Raw genomic sequence first — 16,729 nt, 5'->3', positions numbered from 1 at the left:
TCGCCTTCGGCGTCGCCCCCGCACGGTCGGTAACGCGCTCGCGGTGGCTGAGGTCGTCGCATGCGGAAGCCCCTGGACCGTTGGTCCAGGGGCTTCTTGTTGTGGCTATTCGCCTAGGGCGAGGCGCAGGCCGAAGGCGGCGATGACGCCGCCGGTGACGCGGTCCATGATCTTGCGCGCGGACGGCCTGGAGAGCCACGAGCGCAGCGCGTGCGCGAACGTGACGAGGATCGCCGACCAGACGACTCCGCACGCGACGTGGATGCTCGCCAGCGCCATCCCGAACGCGAAGTGCGGGACGTCCGCCGGGATGAACTGCGGAAGCAGCGCCATGTAGAACGCGCCGACCTTCGGGTTCAGCAGGTTGGTCAGCGAGCCCCGCCGCCAGCCCTCGCGCAGCCGGTCGGGCTCCGGCTCGGCGTCCGGGACCAGGGCGTCCGGGACGCGCCTCCAGCTCGTCCAGAGCATGTGCAGGCCCATCCACAACAGGTAGGCCGCGCCGACCCACCGCAGGGCCGTGTAGGCCGCATGCGAGGCCGTGAGGAGCGCCGTGACGCCGAGGGAGGCGAACGCGCCCCAGACGAGCGTCCCGGTCTGGATCCCGAGGACGACGCCCCAGGCGCGGCGCCGCTGCCCGAGCGCGGCGGTCCGGAGGATGAGCGCGGTGTCGAGGCCGGGCGTGAGCGTCAGAAGCCCGGCGACCAGAGCGAAGGACCACAAAGCACTAGAAATCACCACGGACGGCCAGCCTATCGCCCGGCACGTGCCCTGTGCCCGACAGAGCACGGCCCCCAGGTCAGCAGCGCCCCAGCCACCAGGGAAGGCCGACCGTGGTCGCAGTGGGCTTTCCTGACACGGTCAGCCGGCTGCCGGAGAGGTCATCGAAGACCAGGATCAAGGCGTCGTTCTGATCGACCTCGACCGATGCGACCGTGGCGCAGTTGAAGCCGGAGAGCGTCACCAGCTGTTCCAGGTCCGGCGCGAGGTCGGCCGGTAGCCGCGGGGAGGGCTCGACGGTGATCTCCGCGTCGATGTAGAGACGGAGCTCGGGCTCGTCTTCAGGATGGGCGAAGGTCAGGAACGGCCATGCCTGACGCTCCCCGACCTCGACGACGTGACGATCGACCAACGCCGTCGGATCCGGTTCCCGCCTCGGCTCGTCCCTGCCTGCGCTCATGCCTCAGCTTCCCGATGCGCCCGCCCGGGGCGTCCCCGTGAGGCTCGGTGCGGTCAGAAGACCGAAATGTGGACGTGGTCGTAGTGGTTGGCGGTGATGCCGCCGCGGTCGCTCATGCTGCGCCAGCCCGGGCTGCGCATGTCGTAGATCCGCTGCTTCCAGATGATGTACTTGATGCCCAGCGAGGAGGCGTGCGCGATGGCGTAGGCCGCCACCTGGTCGCCGTTGCTGTTGCGCGCGGACGTGGGCATGGAGCCGCCGGACGACTCCATGAAGTCGCAGGCGGTGCCGGTGGCGTGGTCCTGCGCGTCCGCGCCGCCGCGGTAGCAGCCGATGGTGGGGAACGGCCCGAACTCGGTGTCGATGACCTGCTTCACGTGCAGCATGCGGGGGGTCACGCTGCCCATGCCGACGCTCGGCGACTCCGGCTTGTACTTCTTGACCAGCTTCTTGATCTGGGCCTTGCGGGACTTCAGGTCGGTCAGGTTCTTCTGCAGGTCGGAGATCTTCGCCTGCGCCTGCTGCCGCGCCTTCTCCTGGTCGGCGACGAGCTTGGTGATCTGCTGGACGCGCGCCGACTGGTTCTGCGCGACATGGCTCGCCAGGCTCATCGTGTTCAGCAGCTCGGACGGGTCGCCCGCCGCGACGACGGTGATCCCCGGGTCCTGGCCGCCGGTCATGTACTGGTTGGCGGCGAGCCGGGCGACGAGGGTGCGCGAGGCGGTCAGCTGCTCGCGCAGGTCGTCGGCCTTCTTGATGGCCTTCCGGGCGGCCCACTGGGCGTCCTTGAGCTGGGCAAGGTCGCCGCCGTACTCCTTGTCGAGCTGCTCGATCTGCTTGTTCAGCTTGTCCATCCGGTCGCTGTCGCCGGGCTCGGCGCCGGCCGGGACGGTGCTCGACAGCAGCGGCAGGGCGAGCACGGCAGCGGCGGCGGCCAGTGCGGCGCGGCGTCCGCGGACGCCCGTGCGGGGCCGGGGGACGGCCGCCCGGAGACGGCGGCCGGAGGTCGGGCGCTGCACGTCCTCTCCTCTCCTCTGGTCGGCCTACCGGGTTAGCTGTCGGGTTCGGGCGCGGGAGTCCGCCCTATCGCGGCGCGTGCGGCGGCCGCGAATTCACCCCGGCCGGACGGGGCGTCCGGCGGCTGGGTCCCCGGCTCCCGGACAGGGGGCGTCCGGGACTCGGCGCGTCCGGCCAGCCTGCCGCGTCGACCACGGGCAGTCACCGACCGGACACCAACAAACTGCAAGGAACTGGGTGTTGCCTCGCCAAAGATTAGACCCCCGGGGCTGCCGGGACGACCCCGGCGGCCGACCCGATGCCCGGAATCGGCAGAGCCGGCGGGCGGTCCGGGGCGCCGCCCCGGCGTCCGGCTCCGCTCGTTGCATGACGGCCCGGTCCCGAGGCCGGGACCGGGCCGTCATGACCGTGCGTGAGCGCGGAGGGTCTTACAGCGAACCCTTGTAGAGCAGCCGGTTGGGCGTGCCGGTCTTCAGGTTCCGCAGGACGTTCTTGGTGGAGTTGTCGTGCAGCCACTTCTGAACGGCGGAGAAGTTCGCCTTGGGGTGCGTCTGCAGGTAGAGCGCGGCGACACCGGCGACGTACGGCGAGGCCATGGACGTGCCGCTCTCGACCTGCGTGCCGCCGCCCGGCCACGTGGACGTGATGCCGTAGCCCGGCGCCAGGATGTCCACGCACTTGCCGTAGTTGGAGAAGCCCGCGCGGTTGTCGTGCGAGGTGGTCGCGCCGACGGCCTCGACCCAGGACGCGCCCGAGGGCGAGAACTTGCAGGCGTCCTTGTTGTCGTTGCCCGCGGCGACGGTCACGAAGACGCCCGACTTGGACAGGTTCGCGACGGCGGTGTCGAGGGCCGCGGACTTGCCGCCGCCGATCGACAGGTTCGCCACCGACGGCTTGGCGGCGTGCGAGCGCAGCCACTTCAGGCCGGCGACGACGTCGGACGCCGGGGCGCTGCCGTCCTTGTCGAGGACGCGCAGGGCGCGCAGCTGGACGCCCTTGGCCGCGCCGTACTTGGCGGAGCCGAGGATGCCGGCGACGTGGGTGCCGTGGCCGTTGTAGTCCCAGCCGTTGCCCTTGAAGCGCGGCGCGGACCACACGACCTTGGCGCGCCCGCCGAACTGCGAGTGCGTCCAGGCGATGCCGCTGTCGATGATGTAGGCCGTGACGCCCTTGCCGGTCGCCTTGTAGGAGTAGGACTTCGACAGCGGCGTCCGGCGCTGGTCGATGCGGTCCAGGCCCCACGGGAGCGGCGACCTCTGGGTGGTCGTGGCGTGCACGAGCTGGTCCTGCTCGATGGCCGCGACGCGCTTGTCGCGGCGCAGCTTGTCGAGCTGCCTGCTGTCGAGGCGGGCGACGAACCCGTTGAGGACGTCGCCGAAGTCCTGGGCGGACGAGGCGCCGACCTGGCCCGCCGTGGCGGTGGGCGAGGTGCCGGCCTTGAGCGTGACGATGTACTGGCCCGCGATGGGCGTGCCCTCGGCGGCGGTCACCTGGACCGGCGTGGGCTTGGAATCGGCGTTGGCCAGGGCGGGGATCGCCGCCGCGGCGCCCACAGAGGACGCGATCGCGCCGGCCAGCAGCAGCCTTCGGGAGACGGGCCGCAAGAGAGCTCCTTCTGCCGCGGAGTCGGAGCCGCGGCCAAGATCGAGGTCACCGACCCCGGAACCCTAGTGCACCTTTCACTTCACAAACCTCATAAAGGACATATCGATCAGATGAAAATCGGCTGCGCTGAGTGATCTTGGAGTCCGTCGTCCCAGGTGGCGGGGGAGGCTCAGCCCTTGGTCAGACTGCCCCGGTACGCCAGGGCCGTCCCCGGCTTGGACCAGTCGTACTTCAGCGACCCGTCCGGCTGCCTGCTGATCCGGACGTCCCCGCTCGTGCACGGCTTGCTGACCGACAGCGCGAGCTGGAGCTCGGCCCCGGTGCCCTTCGTCAGGGCGAGCGTGCCGGTGCAGCCCTCCTTCGGGTACACCGCCGTCCCCGACTTCGCCCCGGCCTGGAGCGTGACCTGCAGCGGGAACGACTCGCCGCGCTGCGGGTTCACGGCCGTCCCCTTCCAGGTGCCGGCGAACGCGTCCGGGATCGTGGTCACGGGCTGGCCGTCCGCCGAGGTGGACGGCTTGGACTGCTCCTTGCCGCCGTTTCCGCGCAGGTGCGGCCAGAGCACCAGCGAGATGATCGCCACGCCCACCAGCACGCCGACGGCCAGCGAGATCGCGACCCCGACGGCATGGTTCCCGGGCTTCTTGAGCTGCGGTTTCTTCAGCTGCGGACGGGCCGCGCGCAACCCGGGCAGCGACAGCACGGCCGTCTCCGGCCCCTTGGCCTCCGCCTCGACCGGACGCATCCCGGGGATCAGACTGTCCGCCGAAGCCCCGCCGGGCCCGCCGGGCCCGCCGGACCCGCCGGGCCCGCCGGGGCCGCCGAAAGCGCCCGGCGCAGGCGGACCGGACGGCAGCGCGGACGGCCCGGTGACCGGAAGGTCCCGCGCCGTGGCCCTGCTGTCCTGCCACCCGCCGGCAGGACGCGGCGAACTGGGCACGGGAGGCCCGAACGAACCGGAGGCACCGACCGGACCGGACGAGCCGAGCCGGAGATCGAGCACAGTGCTGGGCCCGCCGTCGTCCTTGGCCGGGGGACCGGACGCCCCGGAAGCCGAGTGCAGATCCAGGCTGGTGCTCGGCCCGCCGTCCGGTACCGAGCCGCTGGCGGGGGACGGAGGCGCGCCGAAGCCCGGCGGAGGCTTCGGCAGGTCGAGCATCGTGCTCGGCCCGTCCTCGTCCGCCGCCGGAGGGGCGCTGGGCGTACGCGTCCACGAACCCGAAGCGGACGCCGGAACACCGCCGGGCGCGGAAGTGGAAGGGGAGACCGGGTCAACGGCCACCGGCCCAGAGACCGACGAGCCCGAGGACAGGGACGAGCCTGGGAGGGACGGGGCTGCCGAGCCCGAGCCCGGGGCCGGGGCCGGGGCCGGGGCTTCGGCCGAGGCGGACGCCGCGTGCGAACCGCCGGCGGCCAGCGCTTCGGCCTCGGCGCGCAGCGACGCGGGCGTGCGGGCGGCGACCGGACCGTCCAGCAGACGTCGCAGCAGGTCAGGAGCGGTGGGACGTTCGGACGGCGACTTGTCCAGCGCGTCCGCCACCACGTCGCGGACGGACTCGGGCAGGGCGTCCGTCTCCGGGTCGTCGTAGACGATGCCCTGCATGATCTCCGCGGGCGAGCCGTCCCCGAACGGCGGCTTGCCGGTCGCCGCGAACAGCAGCGTCGTCGCCCACGCGTACACGTCGGCGGCGGGACCGATGCCCTGCCCGCTGAGCTGCTCCGGAGCGAGGAAGGACGGGTCGTTCTCGGCCCGGACCGCTGAGGCCGCGTTCACCGCCTCCAGGGCCGTGACCACGCCGAGGTCGGTCACGCGCGGACCCGACCGCGCCAGCAGCACGTTCGCCGGCTTCAGATCGTGGTGGACGGCCCCGGCGCGGTGCGCGGCCGCCAGCGCGACGGCCAGGCCGACCGCGAGGCGCTCGACCACGAGCGGCCCGCGCGGCCCCTCGGCCGCGACCAGCTCGGCCAGCGACGGCCCGTCCACCAGGTCGGACACCACATAGGGACGGCCGTCCTCGACGTCCGCGGCGAGGATCTCGGCGGTGCTGAACCCGGCCACGCGGCGGGCGCCCGCGAACGCGCCGGCGAACCGGGCCCGCGTCTCGGCGTCGGAGCTCAGCCGCACGTGCAGCAGCTTCACCGCCACGGACCGTCCGGACGCGGCGCGGCCGACGAAGACCGCGCCCTGCTCGCCGACGCCGAGCCGGCCGGTGATCGGGAAGTCCCCCAGCCGTTCCGGGTCGCCGGGCTGCAGGGGCAGAGCCTCTGCCATCTACGCACCCTCCGTGTTCTGCCATCGGGGGGCCGCCCCCCGTCCGTCAGTGAAACGTGATCCGTCCCCGCGTCGGCACCGGTCCCTTTCTACCGGTTGGCGGTCGATGGCGCGGTTGAGTCGCCCGCACCCGATCCGTCACCCCGCTCACCCTTGACCCGCACCAGGCGAACTCAGGCCGGCGCCCGCACACACCGTGACCGGCCGGAGTTTCCCTCCCCGCGCCCTCCACCGTGTGCCGTCACCCCTTCCAGCGATCCCCACCGCCCGTTTCGTCACTCATGCCCGATCCCACCCACCCCCGCGAGCCCCCGGATGAGCGCCGACGATCCCTCTGGGCGGAACCACCCCCCGGGGGGCCTGGTTGTGGGGCGGGGTGGGCGTGGTCGGCGCGGCGGGGTCGGATAGCGTCGGCGGAGATGCCGCGCAAACCTCTCACCCGTGAGCTGCTGGACGAGCAGCGTGCCGTGCTCGGGCTGCCCGCCTACGCCGGTCCGGACGAGCCGCCCGCCCTGCGCCGTGCCGCCCTGGACACGCTGCTCGCCGCTCGTGCGGCGGGCGTCGAGCCCGCGCGGCCGATCGTGACGGGGGCCGTCCGGCTGCTGCTCGACCGGCTCGCCGAACTCGCCCCCGGACGGTCGGTCGAGGTCCGCGTTCCCCCGCACGCGGCCGTCCAGGCGGTCGAGGGCACGCGGCACACCCGAGGAACCCCGCCCAATGTGGTCGAAATGGATGCCGACACCTGGATCGCCCTCGCCCTGGGCGAGCTGGCCTGGGACGACGCCCTCCGCGAGCGCCGCGTCAAAGCCAGCGGGTCCCGCGCCGACCTGTCCGCTCACCTCCCCCTCCCACCTACATAAACGAGCGGCGCGCCCGGAACGTTGGGGCCGGATCGTTGGGTCTTGCCCGCGCCGCCGGGCGCTGCGACGGTAAGGGCACCGATCACACCGGACACCGCGTCCGGACCGGGCCTCCTGAACCGCGCGCGGCCGCCGTCCCAGCCGCGCGCCACTCCGGACCGGACGTCCCGATCAGACATCGCAACAGGCGTCCCGGCGTTCGGAACGCGGACGCCGTGCCCGACCGCGAGGAGGTGGGTGCCGTGCTCGTCGCGCACTGGAGTTTCGAGGTCGCGGACATCGACGGACGCCGGGTGGCCGACGCCACGGGCGGCGGCCTCGCGATGGCCCTGGACGAGGGCGTGCGGATCGTCCCGACGCGCGACGGCCAGGCGCTGGCCTTCGACGGCACGGCTGCGCGCGCGACCGTCCCCGCCGTCCCGCAGCTCGCCCTGAGCCAGGTCTTCGGCTTCACCGTGGCGTTCCACGCCTGCGTTACCGACGGCCCGACGGGGGAGTGGCGCGCGCTCCTGTTCAAGGAGGTCGCGGACGGTGACGCGCGCGCCGTCGGCATGTGGCTTCACCCGGACGCCGACCGGGTGCGCCTCCAGCTCTTCACGATCAAGGGCCCCGAGTACCTGGACAGCCACGCCCGCCTCACCCGGGACACGTGGGTTCACCTGGCCTACGTCGTCAACGCGCAGGGCATGTTCCTGTACGTCGACGGCAGGCTGGACACGGCCGTCTCGCTGGAGCATCCGGTGGTGACGCCGGCCGGGCCGCTGTCCCTGGGCGCGGAGCCCGGAAAGCCGGGCATCTCAGGACTGATGGCAGACGTCCGCGTCTACGCCGCAGCCCTGGACGAACAAGCCCTCCGCGCCATCGCGACCATCTGAGGCCGACCAGCGACGAACCTCACCCGGCCCCGCCTACCACCCCTTACTGTTACCGAACTCACATCCCCACCTCAGGGAGCGTCGGAGGCGCGGGCGAACGGGAACTCCCGGTCGATGCACTGCCGCCGGGTGAAGTCGTCCGGATAGCGGTGGGTGTCGGCGCATTCGGCGGCCTTGCTCAGCAGCCAGATGATCGCCACCGTTCCGATCACGAGTGTCACCGCGGAGCAGACGATCCCCGCGACCGCCAGGCCCCGGGCCGTCCCGCGGGAGGCCGCGACGACGCCCAGGACGAGGCCGACGAGCGCGACCGGCAGCCCGATCCCGCACAGCAGCAGGGCGGGCAGCCCGGCCAGCCCGAGCACCAGGGACGCCGTCGCCAGGCCGTGCCGCTCGGGCGCGGACGGCGGCGTGCGCGTCTGGTAGCCCGGCATGGTCATCGGCTCGGCCCTCCCCAGAAGTCGTTTCCCCACACTCGCGTGCCGGGTCTTCCGGCCGGGGTCCGGACGGGTAAAGGTCGATTAAGGACTCCACCGATCGGAGCAGAAGGGACGGGCCTTTAGACTGGCCCGCGTGCCTCTCGGTGATGGACGACTGAGCCATGACATCGACCCCTCCGACCGCCCGCCGCAGGACGCCTGCGGTGTGTTCGGCGTCTGGGTCCCACAGGACCAGGCCGCCAGGGCGGAGGTCAGCAAGCTCACCTACTACGGCCTGTACGCGCTCCAGCACCGCGGACAGGAGTCGGCGGGCATCGCGGTCAGCGACGGATCGCGGATCGTGGTGTTCAAGGACATGGGCCTGGTCGCCCAGGTCTTCGACGAGTCCGTGCTGAACACCCTGCGCGGCCACATCGCGGTCGGACACTGCCGGTACTCCACCACCGGCTCGCCGACCTGGGAGAACGCCCAGCCCACCTTCCGCTCCACCGAGCACGGCGGGCTGGCCCTCACGCACAACGGCAACCTGATCAACACCCCCGAGCTGGCCGAGCGGCTGGACGGCGGCGTGCTCACCGCGACCTCCGACACCGAGGTCCTCACGGCGCTGCTGGCGACCCGCGAGGGCGGCCCGCTGGCGGCCGCGCGGGAGATCCTGCCGGCCACCCGGGGCGCGTTCTCGCTGGTCTTCATGGACGAGAACACCCTGTACGCGGCCCGCGACCCGGAGGGCATCCGCCCCCTGGTGCTGGGCTCCCTCGGGGACAACGGCGGCTGGGTCGTGGCGTCCGAGACGGCCGCGCTCGACATCGTCGGCGCCCGGTTCGTCCGGGAGCTGGAGCCGGGCGAGATGGTCGCGATCGACGGCGACGGCGTCCGCTCCGAGCGGTTCGCCGAGGCCAACCCCAAGGGCTGCCTGTTCGAGTACGTCTACCTGGCCCGTCCCGACACCACGATCGCCGGGCGGTCCGTCCAGGCGACCCGGGTCGAGGTCGGCCGCCGCCTCGCAGCCGAGCACCCGGTCGAGGCCGACATGGTCATCCCGACGCCGGAGTCCGGCACCCCCGCCGCGATCGGCTACGCCGAGGCGTCCGGCATCCCCTACGGGCAGGGCCTGGTCAAGAACTCCTACGTCGGCCGGACGTTCATCCAGCCGTCCCAGACGATCCGCCAACTCGGCATCCGGCTGAAGCTGAACCCGCTCCGCGAGGCGATCGAGGGCAAGCGACTGGTCGTCGTGGACGACTCGATCGTGCGCGGCAACACCCAGCGGCAGGTCGTGGCGCTGCTGCGCGACGCCGGCGCCGCCGAGGTCCACGTCCGGATCTCCAGCCCGCCGGTGTCCTGGCCCTGCTTCTACGGCATCGACTTCGCCACCCGCGCGGAGCTGATCGCCGGGAACCTCGACGTCGAGGGCATCCGCGACTCGATCGGCGCGGACTCGCTCGGATTCATCTCGCTGGACGAGCTGATCGCCGCCTCCCAGATCGCCAAGGACCGGCTCTGCCGGGCCTGCTTCGACGGCGTCTACCCGATCCCGGTCGAGGAGGCCGCGCGCGGCAAGCACCTGCTGGAGATCATCCGCACCTGATGCCGGTCCGCTCCCAGGAGCGGACGAGACGTCCCGCGGCACCGCGCGGACGAGCACCCCGCGGATCCGTGCGGGTGAGACAGGAGGCTCGCGCCAGGGCGGGCCGACGAGACGACCCGCCGCGCGGCGGGCCGGGGGGATCATGAGCACCTCGTACGAGGCGGCCGGAGTCGACATCGCGGCGGGCGAGCGCGCCGTGGAGCTGATGAAGGCGCGGGTGGCGCGGTCGCGCCGTCCGGAGGTCGTGGACGACGCGAGCGGCTTCGCGGGCCTGTTCGACGCCTCGGCGTTCCTGAAGTACCGCCGTCCGCTGCTGGCGACCTCGACCGACGGCGTCGGCACCAAGGTCGACCTGGCCCGCCGACTGGGGATCTACGGCACGATCGGCCACGACCTGGTCGGGATGGTCCTGGACGACCTCGCGGTCTGCGGCGCCGAGCCGCTGTTCATGACCGACTACATCGCCTGCGGCAAGGTCGTCCCGGAGCGGATCGCCGACATCGTCGGAGGCATCGCCGAGGGCTGCGCCCTCGCGGGGGCGGCCCTGGTCGGCGGCGAGACCGCCGAGCACCCCGGCCTCCTCGGCGCGGACGAGTTCGACGTCGCGGGCGCCGGCACCGGCGTGGTCGAGGCGGACGCCCTGCTCGGCCCGGACCGGGTCCGCCCCGGCGACGCGGTGATCGCGATGGCCTCGTCCGGCATCCACTCCAACGGGTACTCCCTGGTCAGGCACATCCTCGCGCACAGCGACCTGACGCTGGACAGCCGCCCGGACGAGCTCGGCCGCACCCTCGGCGAGGAGCTGCTGACCCCGACCCGCATCTACGCCAAGGACATGCTCGCCCTGGTCGCCGAGACCGGCGGCGTGCACGCGTTCTCCCACATCACCGGCGGCGGCCTGGCGAGCAACCTGGCCCGTTCGCTCCCGGGCACGGTCGACGCCGTCCTGCGCCGCGACTCCTGGACCGTCCCGCCGCTGTTCGGGATCCTCCAGGCCCACGGGGACGTCCCGCAGGCCGAGATGGACAAGACCTTCAACCTCGGCGTCGGCATGGTCGCGATCGTCGCCCCGGACACCGCCGACGCCGCCCTGCGCCTGCTCGCCGACCGGGACGTCCCGGCCTGGCACCTCGGCGAGACGGTCCCGGGCACCGGAACCTGCGCCTACGCCTGACCGACCCGACCCGACCCGACCCGACCCGACCCGGCCCGCCCCCGGCCCGCCTACGCCTGACCCGGCCCGCCCGCGCCGTCGCCCGGGCCGTGGACGCAGCCGCCCGGGGACAGCCAGATCCAGCCCAGGGCCGTGGTCTGCTTGCAGCTGACCTCGACCTGCCGGTACAGCTCGGGGAACAGCATGCCGCGGTTGGTCAGCACCTCCTCGTACAGCCGGTCCGAGACGATCATGCTGAGGTCCGCCCCGGATCCGGAGGCCGCGTCGCGGAACCGGGGCGCGTCCAGCAGCCGGAACATGTCGTTCACGGCGGTTCCGGCCACACCGTGGACGTCCCGTTCCACATGCCCGGAGTGCGCCGCCATCCGCAGCCGCATGCGCGCCGGGTCGCTGGCGAACCGGTTGCCGCGCCGCAGCAGCGCCAGCAGGTGGTGGGCGAGCGGGTCCAGCAGGAGGTGCGGAGGCACGTCCGGCGGCGCGATGACGAGGGCCCCGTCGCCGCGGTCCTCGATGTAGCAGGCGTCCCAGGGCAGCAGCGTCATGACGAACGCGTCCCGGAGCTGTTCGTACAGGCGGTGGCGGAGGAAGAGGCGGATCTCCTCGTCGCGCCGGGGGTCGGTGAACGAGACGATGTCGACGGCGACCATGGTCGTGTAGACCCTTGCGACGGCCCCGGCGAACGGCGCGGAGCCGGGCCCGGCGGCGAACGGCCCGTTCCACACGGGAGTCGGCACCGGCCCGGAGGCCGTGTGCGGTGCGGGTGCGGGCGGCGGGAACAGCGTTCCCTGGGCGGGGCCCGGGGCGGTCGTCAGAGCCGACGCACGGGCGAAGACCTGCGGCGGACCGGCCTGCCGGTCGACGGGCTGGATGCTCATGTTCGTCGCGGCGCCTTTCTCGTGCCAGGAACAGAAACTCCCCCCGCTGACAATTGTGCAGGACGTTCGAAAGGCCCTCTGTTTTCGGCTGATTGCCGTGCGCAAATCTGCCTTCCGGAGAACAGTGAGGTCGCCGAACGGCGGGTGCCACGCGGAGACATCGCAATCGGATCTCCGACGTACTGCCTGCTGGCCGCCGGACACCTGGCAATCTGACGCCGACGCGCCCGAAGCCCGGCGCCGCCGGGGCCAGAGGGGCTCGTGAGGCCGCGGGGGCGCCGTTCGGGCAAACCGCAACAACGCCGAATGCCACCCCGCATTCGGCGAACCCCTTTTCGGGAGATGCCATAAAGGGAGAACGCCGGTTGCCACTTGGCAGACCGCCATGTCGCTGATTTACTCGATGCAGGAGAGGACGGCGGGCGAGGCCGCGACGAGGCACGGGCGCGGCACCGGCCGCCGGACGAGAGGTCGCGATGCCGAACGCTTCAGGGCCCGGGCCGGTGGTCCAGCGCGCGATCCTGGTCAGCGAGCTGCAGCGGCTCCGGGTCGAGACCGGTGAGACCCAGGACCAGGTCGCGGCGGCACTCGACTGGTCGACGTCCAAGCTGATCCGCATCGAGGGCGGCACGGTCGGGGTGTCCACGACCGACCTGCAGGCACTGCTGCGGCACTACGGCCTCCCGGACGGGGACGAGCGCGTCGGCGTCCTCACCTCGATGGCGCGCGACGCCCGCCAGCGCGGCTGGTGGTCCCTGTACCGCCGGGAGATGAAGCCCGCCTACCTGCAGTACATCGGGTACGAGTCGGGCGCTTCGAGCATCCGCAGCTTCCAGACGATGCTGGTTCCGGGCCTGCTCCAGACCGAGGAGTACGCGAACGCGCTGACCATCGAGTTCGTGGACTCGCACGCGGACCGCGACGTGATCGTGGAGGTCCGGATGCGCCGCCAGGAGGAGATCTTCGGCCGGGACGATCCGCCGCAGCTCAGGATGGTCGTGGACGAGGCGGTGCTGCGCCGCCGGGTCGGGGGCCAGTTCGACCCCGGCATCATGCCCCGGCAGCTGCGCCACATCCTGGACGCGCTCGACCGGCCGCACGTGTCGGTGGAGGTCATCCCGTTCTCGGCCGGCGCGCACTTCGGGATGATGGGCGAGTTCACGATCCTGCAGTTCGACGACCCGCGGCTCAACGACGTGTTCTTCCAGGAGAACGTCGGCGGTTCGGACCTCACCGTCATGGACCGCGACAGGCGCGTCACCGACTACAGCGCCGCCTTCGAGAACCTCCGCCAGCTCGCGCTCCCGGCCGACGCCACGGCCGACTTCATCGAGGAGCTGATCGCCGGAATGGAGGCGGAGGGTGCGGCCTGACCGTCACCCCCCGGGCAGATGCGGGAGGCGGTGAGTCAGCGCCGGCCGCGCACGGCGGCCAGCAGGCCCGTCCAGTCGCGGCCGGAGAACGCGATCGCCGGCCCGGCGGCGTCCGTCGAGTCACGGACGAAGCCCATCGCGCCGAGCGCCGCGACCTCGACGCACTCGGAGTCTCCGCTGGAGGACGACTTGCGCCAGACGACCTCATGGGTCCGCCCCGCGAAACGCAGCGGTCCCGGCTTGGCGAACGCGCCCGCGGGCACGGTTCCCACCATCGATCCTCCGTCGGCGACGCCCACTCCCACCAGGGGCGGCGCCCGTCTCAGTGAACCGTTCTCGCTGATCAAGGGCGCGATGAGCAAAGCGGTGAAACGAGCATAACAACGTGCGCCGCCCGTCATCCGAGACGGGGGAGGCGCCCGGGGGCCATGCTGGCATGCCCATGTCACCGGTTCAAGGAGGGGGCCGCCCCGGGCGGGCGGGGCGAACCTTCTTGATCCTCGGGGCGTCGAACCGGGTGTGGTGAAGGTTGCGGTGAGCGCGGGGACACGGCTTCTGGCGGCGGTTCGGGCTCGGTTGCGGCATAGGGTCGGGCCGCTGCTGGTGCTCGGCGGGCTGGGGTTGTACGCGGTCCTGCTGCCCACCGGATGGGCCTATGCGGACACTGCCCGGTATCGGCACACGCCCGAAAACGTGCCGGAGACGCCTGTCGCGCTGGTGCTGGGCGCCGGGATCGCGAACGGGCAGCCTTCGCCGCTGCTCGCCCGGCGGCTCGACCTCGCGGCCGAACTGTATCGGCGGGGCAAGGTCAAGGTGCTGCTGGTCTCCGGCGACAACCGCTTCAAGAACTACGACGAGCCCACGACCATGCGCGACTACCTCATGCGCGCGGGCGTCCCCGAGAACCGGATCGTCCGGGACTTCGCGGGGCTGGAGACGTGGGACTCGTGCGTCCGGGCCAAAAAGATCTTCGGGGTGCGGAGGGCGACCGTCGTCACGCAGCTGTTCCACCTGCCGCGGGCGGTCGCGCTGTGCCGGGCGGCCGGGATCGACGCCTACGGCGTCGGCGACCAGAGCATGGGCGGCGGACGCACCGACGCGACGGTCAACGGATACCTGCGGGAGCCGCTCGCGACGCTCAAGGCCGTCGGCAGCATGACCCTGAAGCCGGGACCCAAGATCGGCGGACGGCCGGAACCCGGCGTCCACGCGGCCCTCGCGCCGGAGACCCGGCCCTAGAAATGTGACGCACGTCGCGCCCGGCGGGACGTGCCGCGAAAACGCGAACGCCACCGCGCGGGACCGGAGTCCCTGCGGTGGCGTTCCGCGGTTCGATCAGTGACCCGAGGTGCCGTTCCTGCGCTGGTCCTCGTAGTCGTCTGCGTAGTCGGCGTACTTCTCCGCGAGCTCGTCATAGGCGTCGTCGGCCGGAGAGTCCGGAACACCCAACTCTTTCTGCAGGCGATCGAGGTCTGTGCCGCCGCTGCTGTATTTGAGCTGCCTGGCAACCTTTACCTGCTTGGCCTTGGCTCGGCCGCGACCCATTGGCTCGACCCCCTCGATGGTCAGGGCTTTCGTGGGCCCATCAACGCGCGCGTGTACCACACGAACCGATGCCTGATGAGCCATGCGTCAGTCACGGATACAACCGTACCCGTTTTGCGCCCGGCTCGGTACATCGTCAGCTCGTGGCGGAGAACGCTCGTTGCGGAGGACACCAGTGTATCCGGTGGTCGGAGGGGGCGTTCCAGGGCCGGGCGGCCCCGACACGCCCGCCCCCGAGGGCCGCCCACAACCGGAAAAACCCCTCCGGACGCCGGAAAAGCACGCCCGACCGACGAAGAACGCCCGCCGGACAGAGGGGAGAACACGGTCCGGACCGTCCGGGGACGGCGGCCCGGACCGCCGGGAGGGGCGCCGCGCGGCGGCGGCGCGACCTCCCGGCGGGCGGACGTCAGAGCAGGATGCCGCGCAGGCGGCCGATCGCGGACATGCGGCGCTCGGCGAGCCGGTCGGCGGCCACCGCGGGCGGTACGCCCTCCTCGGCCGCCAGCACGAAGATCTTCCCGGTGGTGTCGAAGATCTTCGTGGCGCGGGTCTTGGCCCGGTCGAAGTCGAACCCGTCGATCTCGTCCGCGACCTGGATCACGCCGCCGGAGTTGACCACGTAGTCGGGGGCGTAGAGGACGCCGCGGTCGGCCAGCTGCTTCTCGATGCCGGCGTGCGCGAGCTGGTTGTTGGCCGCGCCGCAGACGATCTTCGCGCTGAGCACGGCGACCGTCTCGTCCGACAGCGAGCCGCCGAGGGCGCACGGCGCGTAGACGTCGAGCGGCTCGCGGACGAGCGCGTCGTTGTCGGCGGCCACGGCGACGTGCGGGTGCCGCTCGCGCACGCGCGCGATGGCCCCTTCGTTGACGTCGCAGACCACGACCTCCGCGCCGTCCTCCAGGAGGTGCTCCACGAGGCGGTGGCCGACCTTGCCGACGCCCTCGACGCCCACCCGCCGGCCGCGCAGCGTCGGGCTGCCCCAGACGTGCTCGGCTGCGGCCCGCATGCCCTGGAAGACGCCGAACGCGGTCAGGATCGAGGAGTCGCCCGCCCCGCCGTGCTCGACGGTCCGTCCGGTGACGAACTCGGACTCGCGGGCGATGATGTCCATGTCGGGGCTGAAGGTGCCGACGTCGCAGGCGGTGATGTAGCGGCCGTTCAGCGACTGGACGAACCGTCCGTAGGCACGCAGCATCGCCTCGTTCTTGTCGGTCCCGGGGTCACCGATGATCACCGCCTTGCCGCCGCCCAGATCGAGGCCCGCCAGCGCGTTCTTATAGGACATGCCGCGGGAGAGATTGAGCACGTCGGCGAGGGCCTCCTCCTCCGACGCGTAGGGGTAGAAGCGCGTCCCGCCGAGGGACGGCCCGAGGGCGGTGGAGTGGATCGCGATGATCGCGCGCAGGCCGCTGGCCTCGTCCTGGCAGAAGACGACCTGCTCGTGTCGGGGTTCGGTGCCCTTGTGGGGCGACCCGAAGACATTAGGCACGGTAGTGCCCTCCTCTCTGTCTTGAGATCAGCCTAAAGGTGGTGGATGTCACCCCGTCGGTAGAACCCGCACTACGTCCGTCCTGCACTCCTGTGCGCGGCGGCGAGGACGGGGGACGGACGGCCCGGAAACCCCCCTCCCGCACTCGCGACCTGGAGCTCGACGCCCGCCACGAGGTAACACGCGTGTCTCACGACACCCAAGGCGCCCGCATTTCGGCCGGACTCATGTAACGATGCGGTGGTGTTTCCGTACGCCGCGTACCTACGGGTATATGAGCCGGTAACCGCCTTCCCGGAACCGGCCCGGACCCTGTGGACGGCCTACGCCGAGTCGCGGCGGCGGCCCCGCCGCATCCACGCCCTGGAGGTCGAGCACCGCCGCGCCGCGCGCCGCATGGTCGGCTATCCGCCCGAGGTCGCGCCGCGGCAGG

General features: G+C 72.2%; 17 protein-coding genes and 1 riboswitch. Of the genes, 7 read left to right on the top strand and 10 right to left on the bottom strand.

What is annotated here, in order from left to right; all coding sequences use genetic code 11:
• Positions 1-105 precede the first annotated feature (105 nt).
• The 5 genes from AB0J52_RS07555 to AB0J52_RS07535 all read right to left on the bottom strand — a co-directional run bounded on the left by AB0J52_RS07555 (position 106) and on the right by AB0J52_RS07535 (position 6,071).
• Positions 106-720 (bottom strand): LysE family translocator, encoded by a 615-nt coding sequence (locus tag AB0J52_RS07555; protein WP_500180738.1) that lies wholly within the window; start codon positions 718-720, stop codon positions 106-108.
• 76 nt (positions 721-796) lie between these two features.
• Positions 797-1,177: a hypothetical protein gene (locus AB0J52_RS07550; RefSeq protein ID WP_500180737.1), complete on the bottom strand. Its 381-nt coding sequence runs from the start codon at positions 1,175-1,177 to the stop codon at positions 797-799.
• A 53-nt stretch (positions 1,178-1,230) separates the two neighbouring features.
• Positions 1,231-2,196 (bottom strand): coiled-coil domain-containing protein, encoded by a 966-nt coding sequence (locus AB0J52_RS07545; protein WP_500180736.1) that lies wholly within the window; start codon positions 2,194-2,196, stop codon positions 1,231-1,233.
• A gap of 6 nt (positions 2,197-2,202) precedes the next feature.
• A riboswitch (cyclic di-AMP (ydaO/yuaA leader) is annotated at positions 2,203-2,371 on the bottom strand.
• A 251-nt stretch (positions 2,372-2,622) separates the two neighbouring features.
• On the bottom strand, positions 2,623-3,798 hold the full coding sequence (locus AB0J52_RS07540; protein ID WP_500180735.1) for a S8 family peptidase: 1,176 nt from the start codon (positions 3,796-3,798) through the stop codon (positions 2,623-2,625).
• A 170-nt stretch (positions 3,799-3,968) separates the two neighbouring features.
• Entirely contained in the window at positions 3,969-6,071 is a 2,103-nt protein-coding gene (locus tag AB0J52_RS07535) for a serine/threonine protein kinase (protein WP_500180734.1), read from the bottom strand.
• Positions 6,072-6,490: 419 nt separating this feature from the next.
• Between AB0J52_RS07535 and AB0J52_RS07530 the strand changes: the two genes are divergently transcribed.
• Together AB0J52_RS07530 and AB0J52_RS07525 are read left to right on the top strand one after the other, a co-directional pair.
• On the top strand, positions 6,491-6,931 hold the full coding sequence (locus AB0J52_RS07530) for a sterol carrier family protein (protein ID WP_500180733.1): 441 nt from the start codon (positions 6,491-6,493) through the stop codon (positions 6,929-6,931).
• Between the two features lie 215 nt (positions 6,932-7,146).
• Complete coding sequence (locus tag AB0J52_RS07525; protein ID WP_500180732.1) at positions 7,147-7,806, top strand: LamG-like jellyroll fold domain-containing protein; 660 nt, start codon at positions 7,147-7,149, stop codon at positions 7,804-7,806.
• Positions 7,807-7,877: 71 nt separating this feature from the next.
• Here the strand turns inward: AB0J52_RS07525 and AB0J52_RS07520 are convergent, their stop codons facing one another.
• Complete coding sequence (locus AB0J52_RS07520; protein WP_500180731.1) at positions 7,878-8,246, bottom strand: hypothetical protein; 369 nt, start codon at positions 8,244-8,246, stop codon at positions 7,878-7,880.
• Positions 8,247-8,379: 133 nt separating this feature from the next.
• Between AB0J52_RS07520 and purF the strand changes: the two genes are divergently transcribed.
• Both purF and purM read left to right on the top strand, forming a co-directional pair.
• Complete coding sequence (gene purF / locus AB0J52_RS07515) at positions 8,380-9,837, top strand: amidophosphoribosyltransferase (protein WP_500180730.1); 1,458 nt, start codon at positions 8,380-8,382, stop codon at positions 9,835-9,837.
• A 142-nt stretch (positions 9,838-9,979) separates the two neighbouring features.
• The gene (gene purM, locus AB0J52_RS07510) at positions 9,980-11,011 is read left to right on the top strand and encodes a phosphoribosylformylglycinamidine cyclo-ligase (protein ID WP_500180729.1); all 1,032 of its coding nucleotides are present in this window, start codon (positions 9,980-9,982) and stop codon (positions 11,009-11,011) included.
• Between the two features lie 50 nt (positions 11,012-11,061).
• On the opposite strand, the gene AB0J52_RS07505 is transcribed toward purM, so the two are convergent.
• Positions 11,062-11,886 (bottom strand): hypothetical protein, encoded by an 825-nt coding sequence (locus tag AB0J52_RS07505; RefSeq protein WP_500180728.1) that lies wholly within the window; start codon positions 11,884-11,886, stop codon positions 11,062-11,064.
• A 476-nt stretch (positions 11,887-12,362) separates the two neighbouring features.
• Here AB0J52_RS07505 and AB0J52_RS07500 point away from each other — a divergent pair, with 476 nt between their 5' ends.
• The gene (locus tag AB0J52_RS07500; RefSeq protein WP_500180727.1) at positions 12,363-13,259 is read left to right on the top strand and encodes a helix-turn-helix domain-containing protein; all 897 of its coding nucleotides are present in this window, start codon (positions 12,363-12,365) and stop codon (positions 13,257-13,259) included.
• A 35-nt stretch (positions 13,260-13,294) separates the two neighbouring features.
• Here AB0J52_RS07500 and AB0J52_RS07495 read toward each other — a convergent pair whose 3' ends face one another.
• Positions 13,295-13,534, bottom strand: coding sequence for a DUF397 domain-containing protein (locus AB0J52_RS07495; protein ID WP_500180726.1), 240 nt, complete (start codon positions 13,532-13,534; stop codon positions 13,295-13,297).
• A 418-nt stretch (positions 13,535-13,952) separates the two neighbouring features.
• Here AB0J52_RS07495 and AB0J52_RS07490 point away from each other — a divergent pair, with 418 nt between their 5' ends.
• Complete coding sequence (locus tag AB0J52_RS07490) at positions 13,953-14,498, top strand: SanA/YdcF family protein (RefSeq protein WP_500180725.1); 546 nt, start codon at positions 13,953-13,955, stop codon at positions 14,496-14,498.
• A 96-nt stretch (positions 14,499-14,594) separates the two neighbouring features.
• Here AB0J52_RS07490 and AB0J52_RS07485 read toward each other — a convergent pair whose 3' ends face one another.
• Positions 14,595-14,804, bottom strand: coding sequence for a DUF3073 domain-containing protein (locus AB0J52_RS07485; protein WP_500180739.1), 210 nt, complete (start codon positions 14,802-14,804; stop codon positions 14,595-14,597).
• Positions 14,805-15,213: 409 nt separating this feature from the next.
• Complete coding sequence (locus tag AB0J52_RS07480; RefSeq protein ID WP_500180724.1) at positions 15,214-16,296, bottom strand: Leu/Phe/Val dehydrogenase; 1,083 nt, start codon at positions 16,294-16,296, stop codon at positions 15,214-15,216.
• A 240-nt stretch (positions 16,297-16,536) separates the two neighbouring features.
• On the opposite strand from AB0J52_RS07480, the gene AB0J52_RS07475 reads away from it, so the two are divergent.
• A partial coding sequence (locus tag AB0J52_RS07475; RefSeq protein WP_500180723.1) for a DUF8083 family protein occupies positions 16,537-16,729 on the top strand: 193 nt, incomplete at its 3' end.

The sequence above is a fragment of the Spirillospora sp. NPDC049652 genome, from assembly GCF_040675125.1.
In the GTDB taxonomy this organism is placed as follows: Bacteria; Actinomycetota; Actinomycetes; order Streptosporangiales; family Streptosporangiaceae; genus Spirillospora.
The sequence above is the reverse complement of the archived record's forward strand: the minus strand, read 5'-3'. Positions and strand labels throughout refer to the sequence as shown.

Bases quoted from the DNA above. Each gene is read 5' to 3' on its own strand.
- AB0J52_RS07485 (WP_500180739.1), bottom strand. From the start codon at position 14,804: ATGGGTCGCGGCCGAGCCAAGGCCAAGCAGGTAAAGGTTGCCAGGCAG.
- AB0J52_RS07505 (WP_500180728.1), bottom strand. From the start codon at position 11,886: ATGAGCATCCAGCCCGTCGACCGGCAGGCCGGTCCGCCGCAGGTCTTC.
- AB0J52_RS07500 (WP_500180727.1), top strand. From the start codon at position 12,363: ATGCCGAACGCTTCAGGGCCCGGGCCGGTGGTCCAGCGCGCGATCCTG.
- purM (WP_500180729.1), top strand. From the start codon at position 9,980: ATGAGCACCTCGTACGAGGCGGCCGGAGTCGACATCGCGGCGGGCGAG.
- AB0J52_RS07550 (WP_500180737.1), bottom strand. From the start codon at position 1,177: ATGAGCGCAGGCAGGGACGAGCCGAGGCGGGAACCGGATCCGACGGCG.
- AB0J52_RS07530 (WP_500180733.1), top strand. From the start codon at position 6,491: ATGCCGCGCAAACCTCTCACCCGTGAGCTGCTGGACGAGCAGCGTGCC.
- AB0J52_RS07535 (WP_500180734.1), bottom strand. From the start codon at position 6,071: ATGGCAGAGGCTCTGCCCCTGCAGCCCGGCGACCCGGAACGGCTGGGG.
- AB0J52_RS07520 (WP_500180731.1), bottom strand. From the start codon at position 8,246: ATGACCATGCCGGGCTACCAGACGCGCACGCCGCCGTCCGCGCCCGAG.
- AB0J52_RS07495 (WP_500180726.1), bottom strand. From the start codon at position 13,534: ATGGTGGGAACCGTGCCCGCGGGCGCGTTCGCCAAGCCGGGACCGCTG.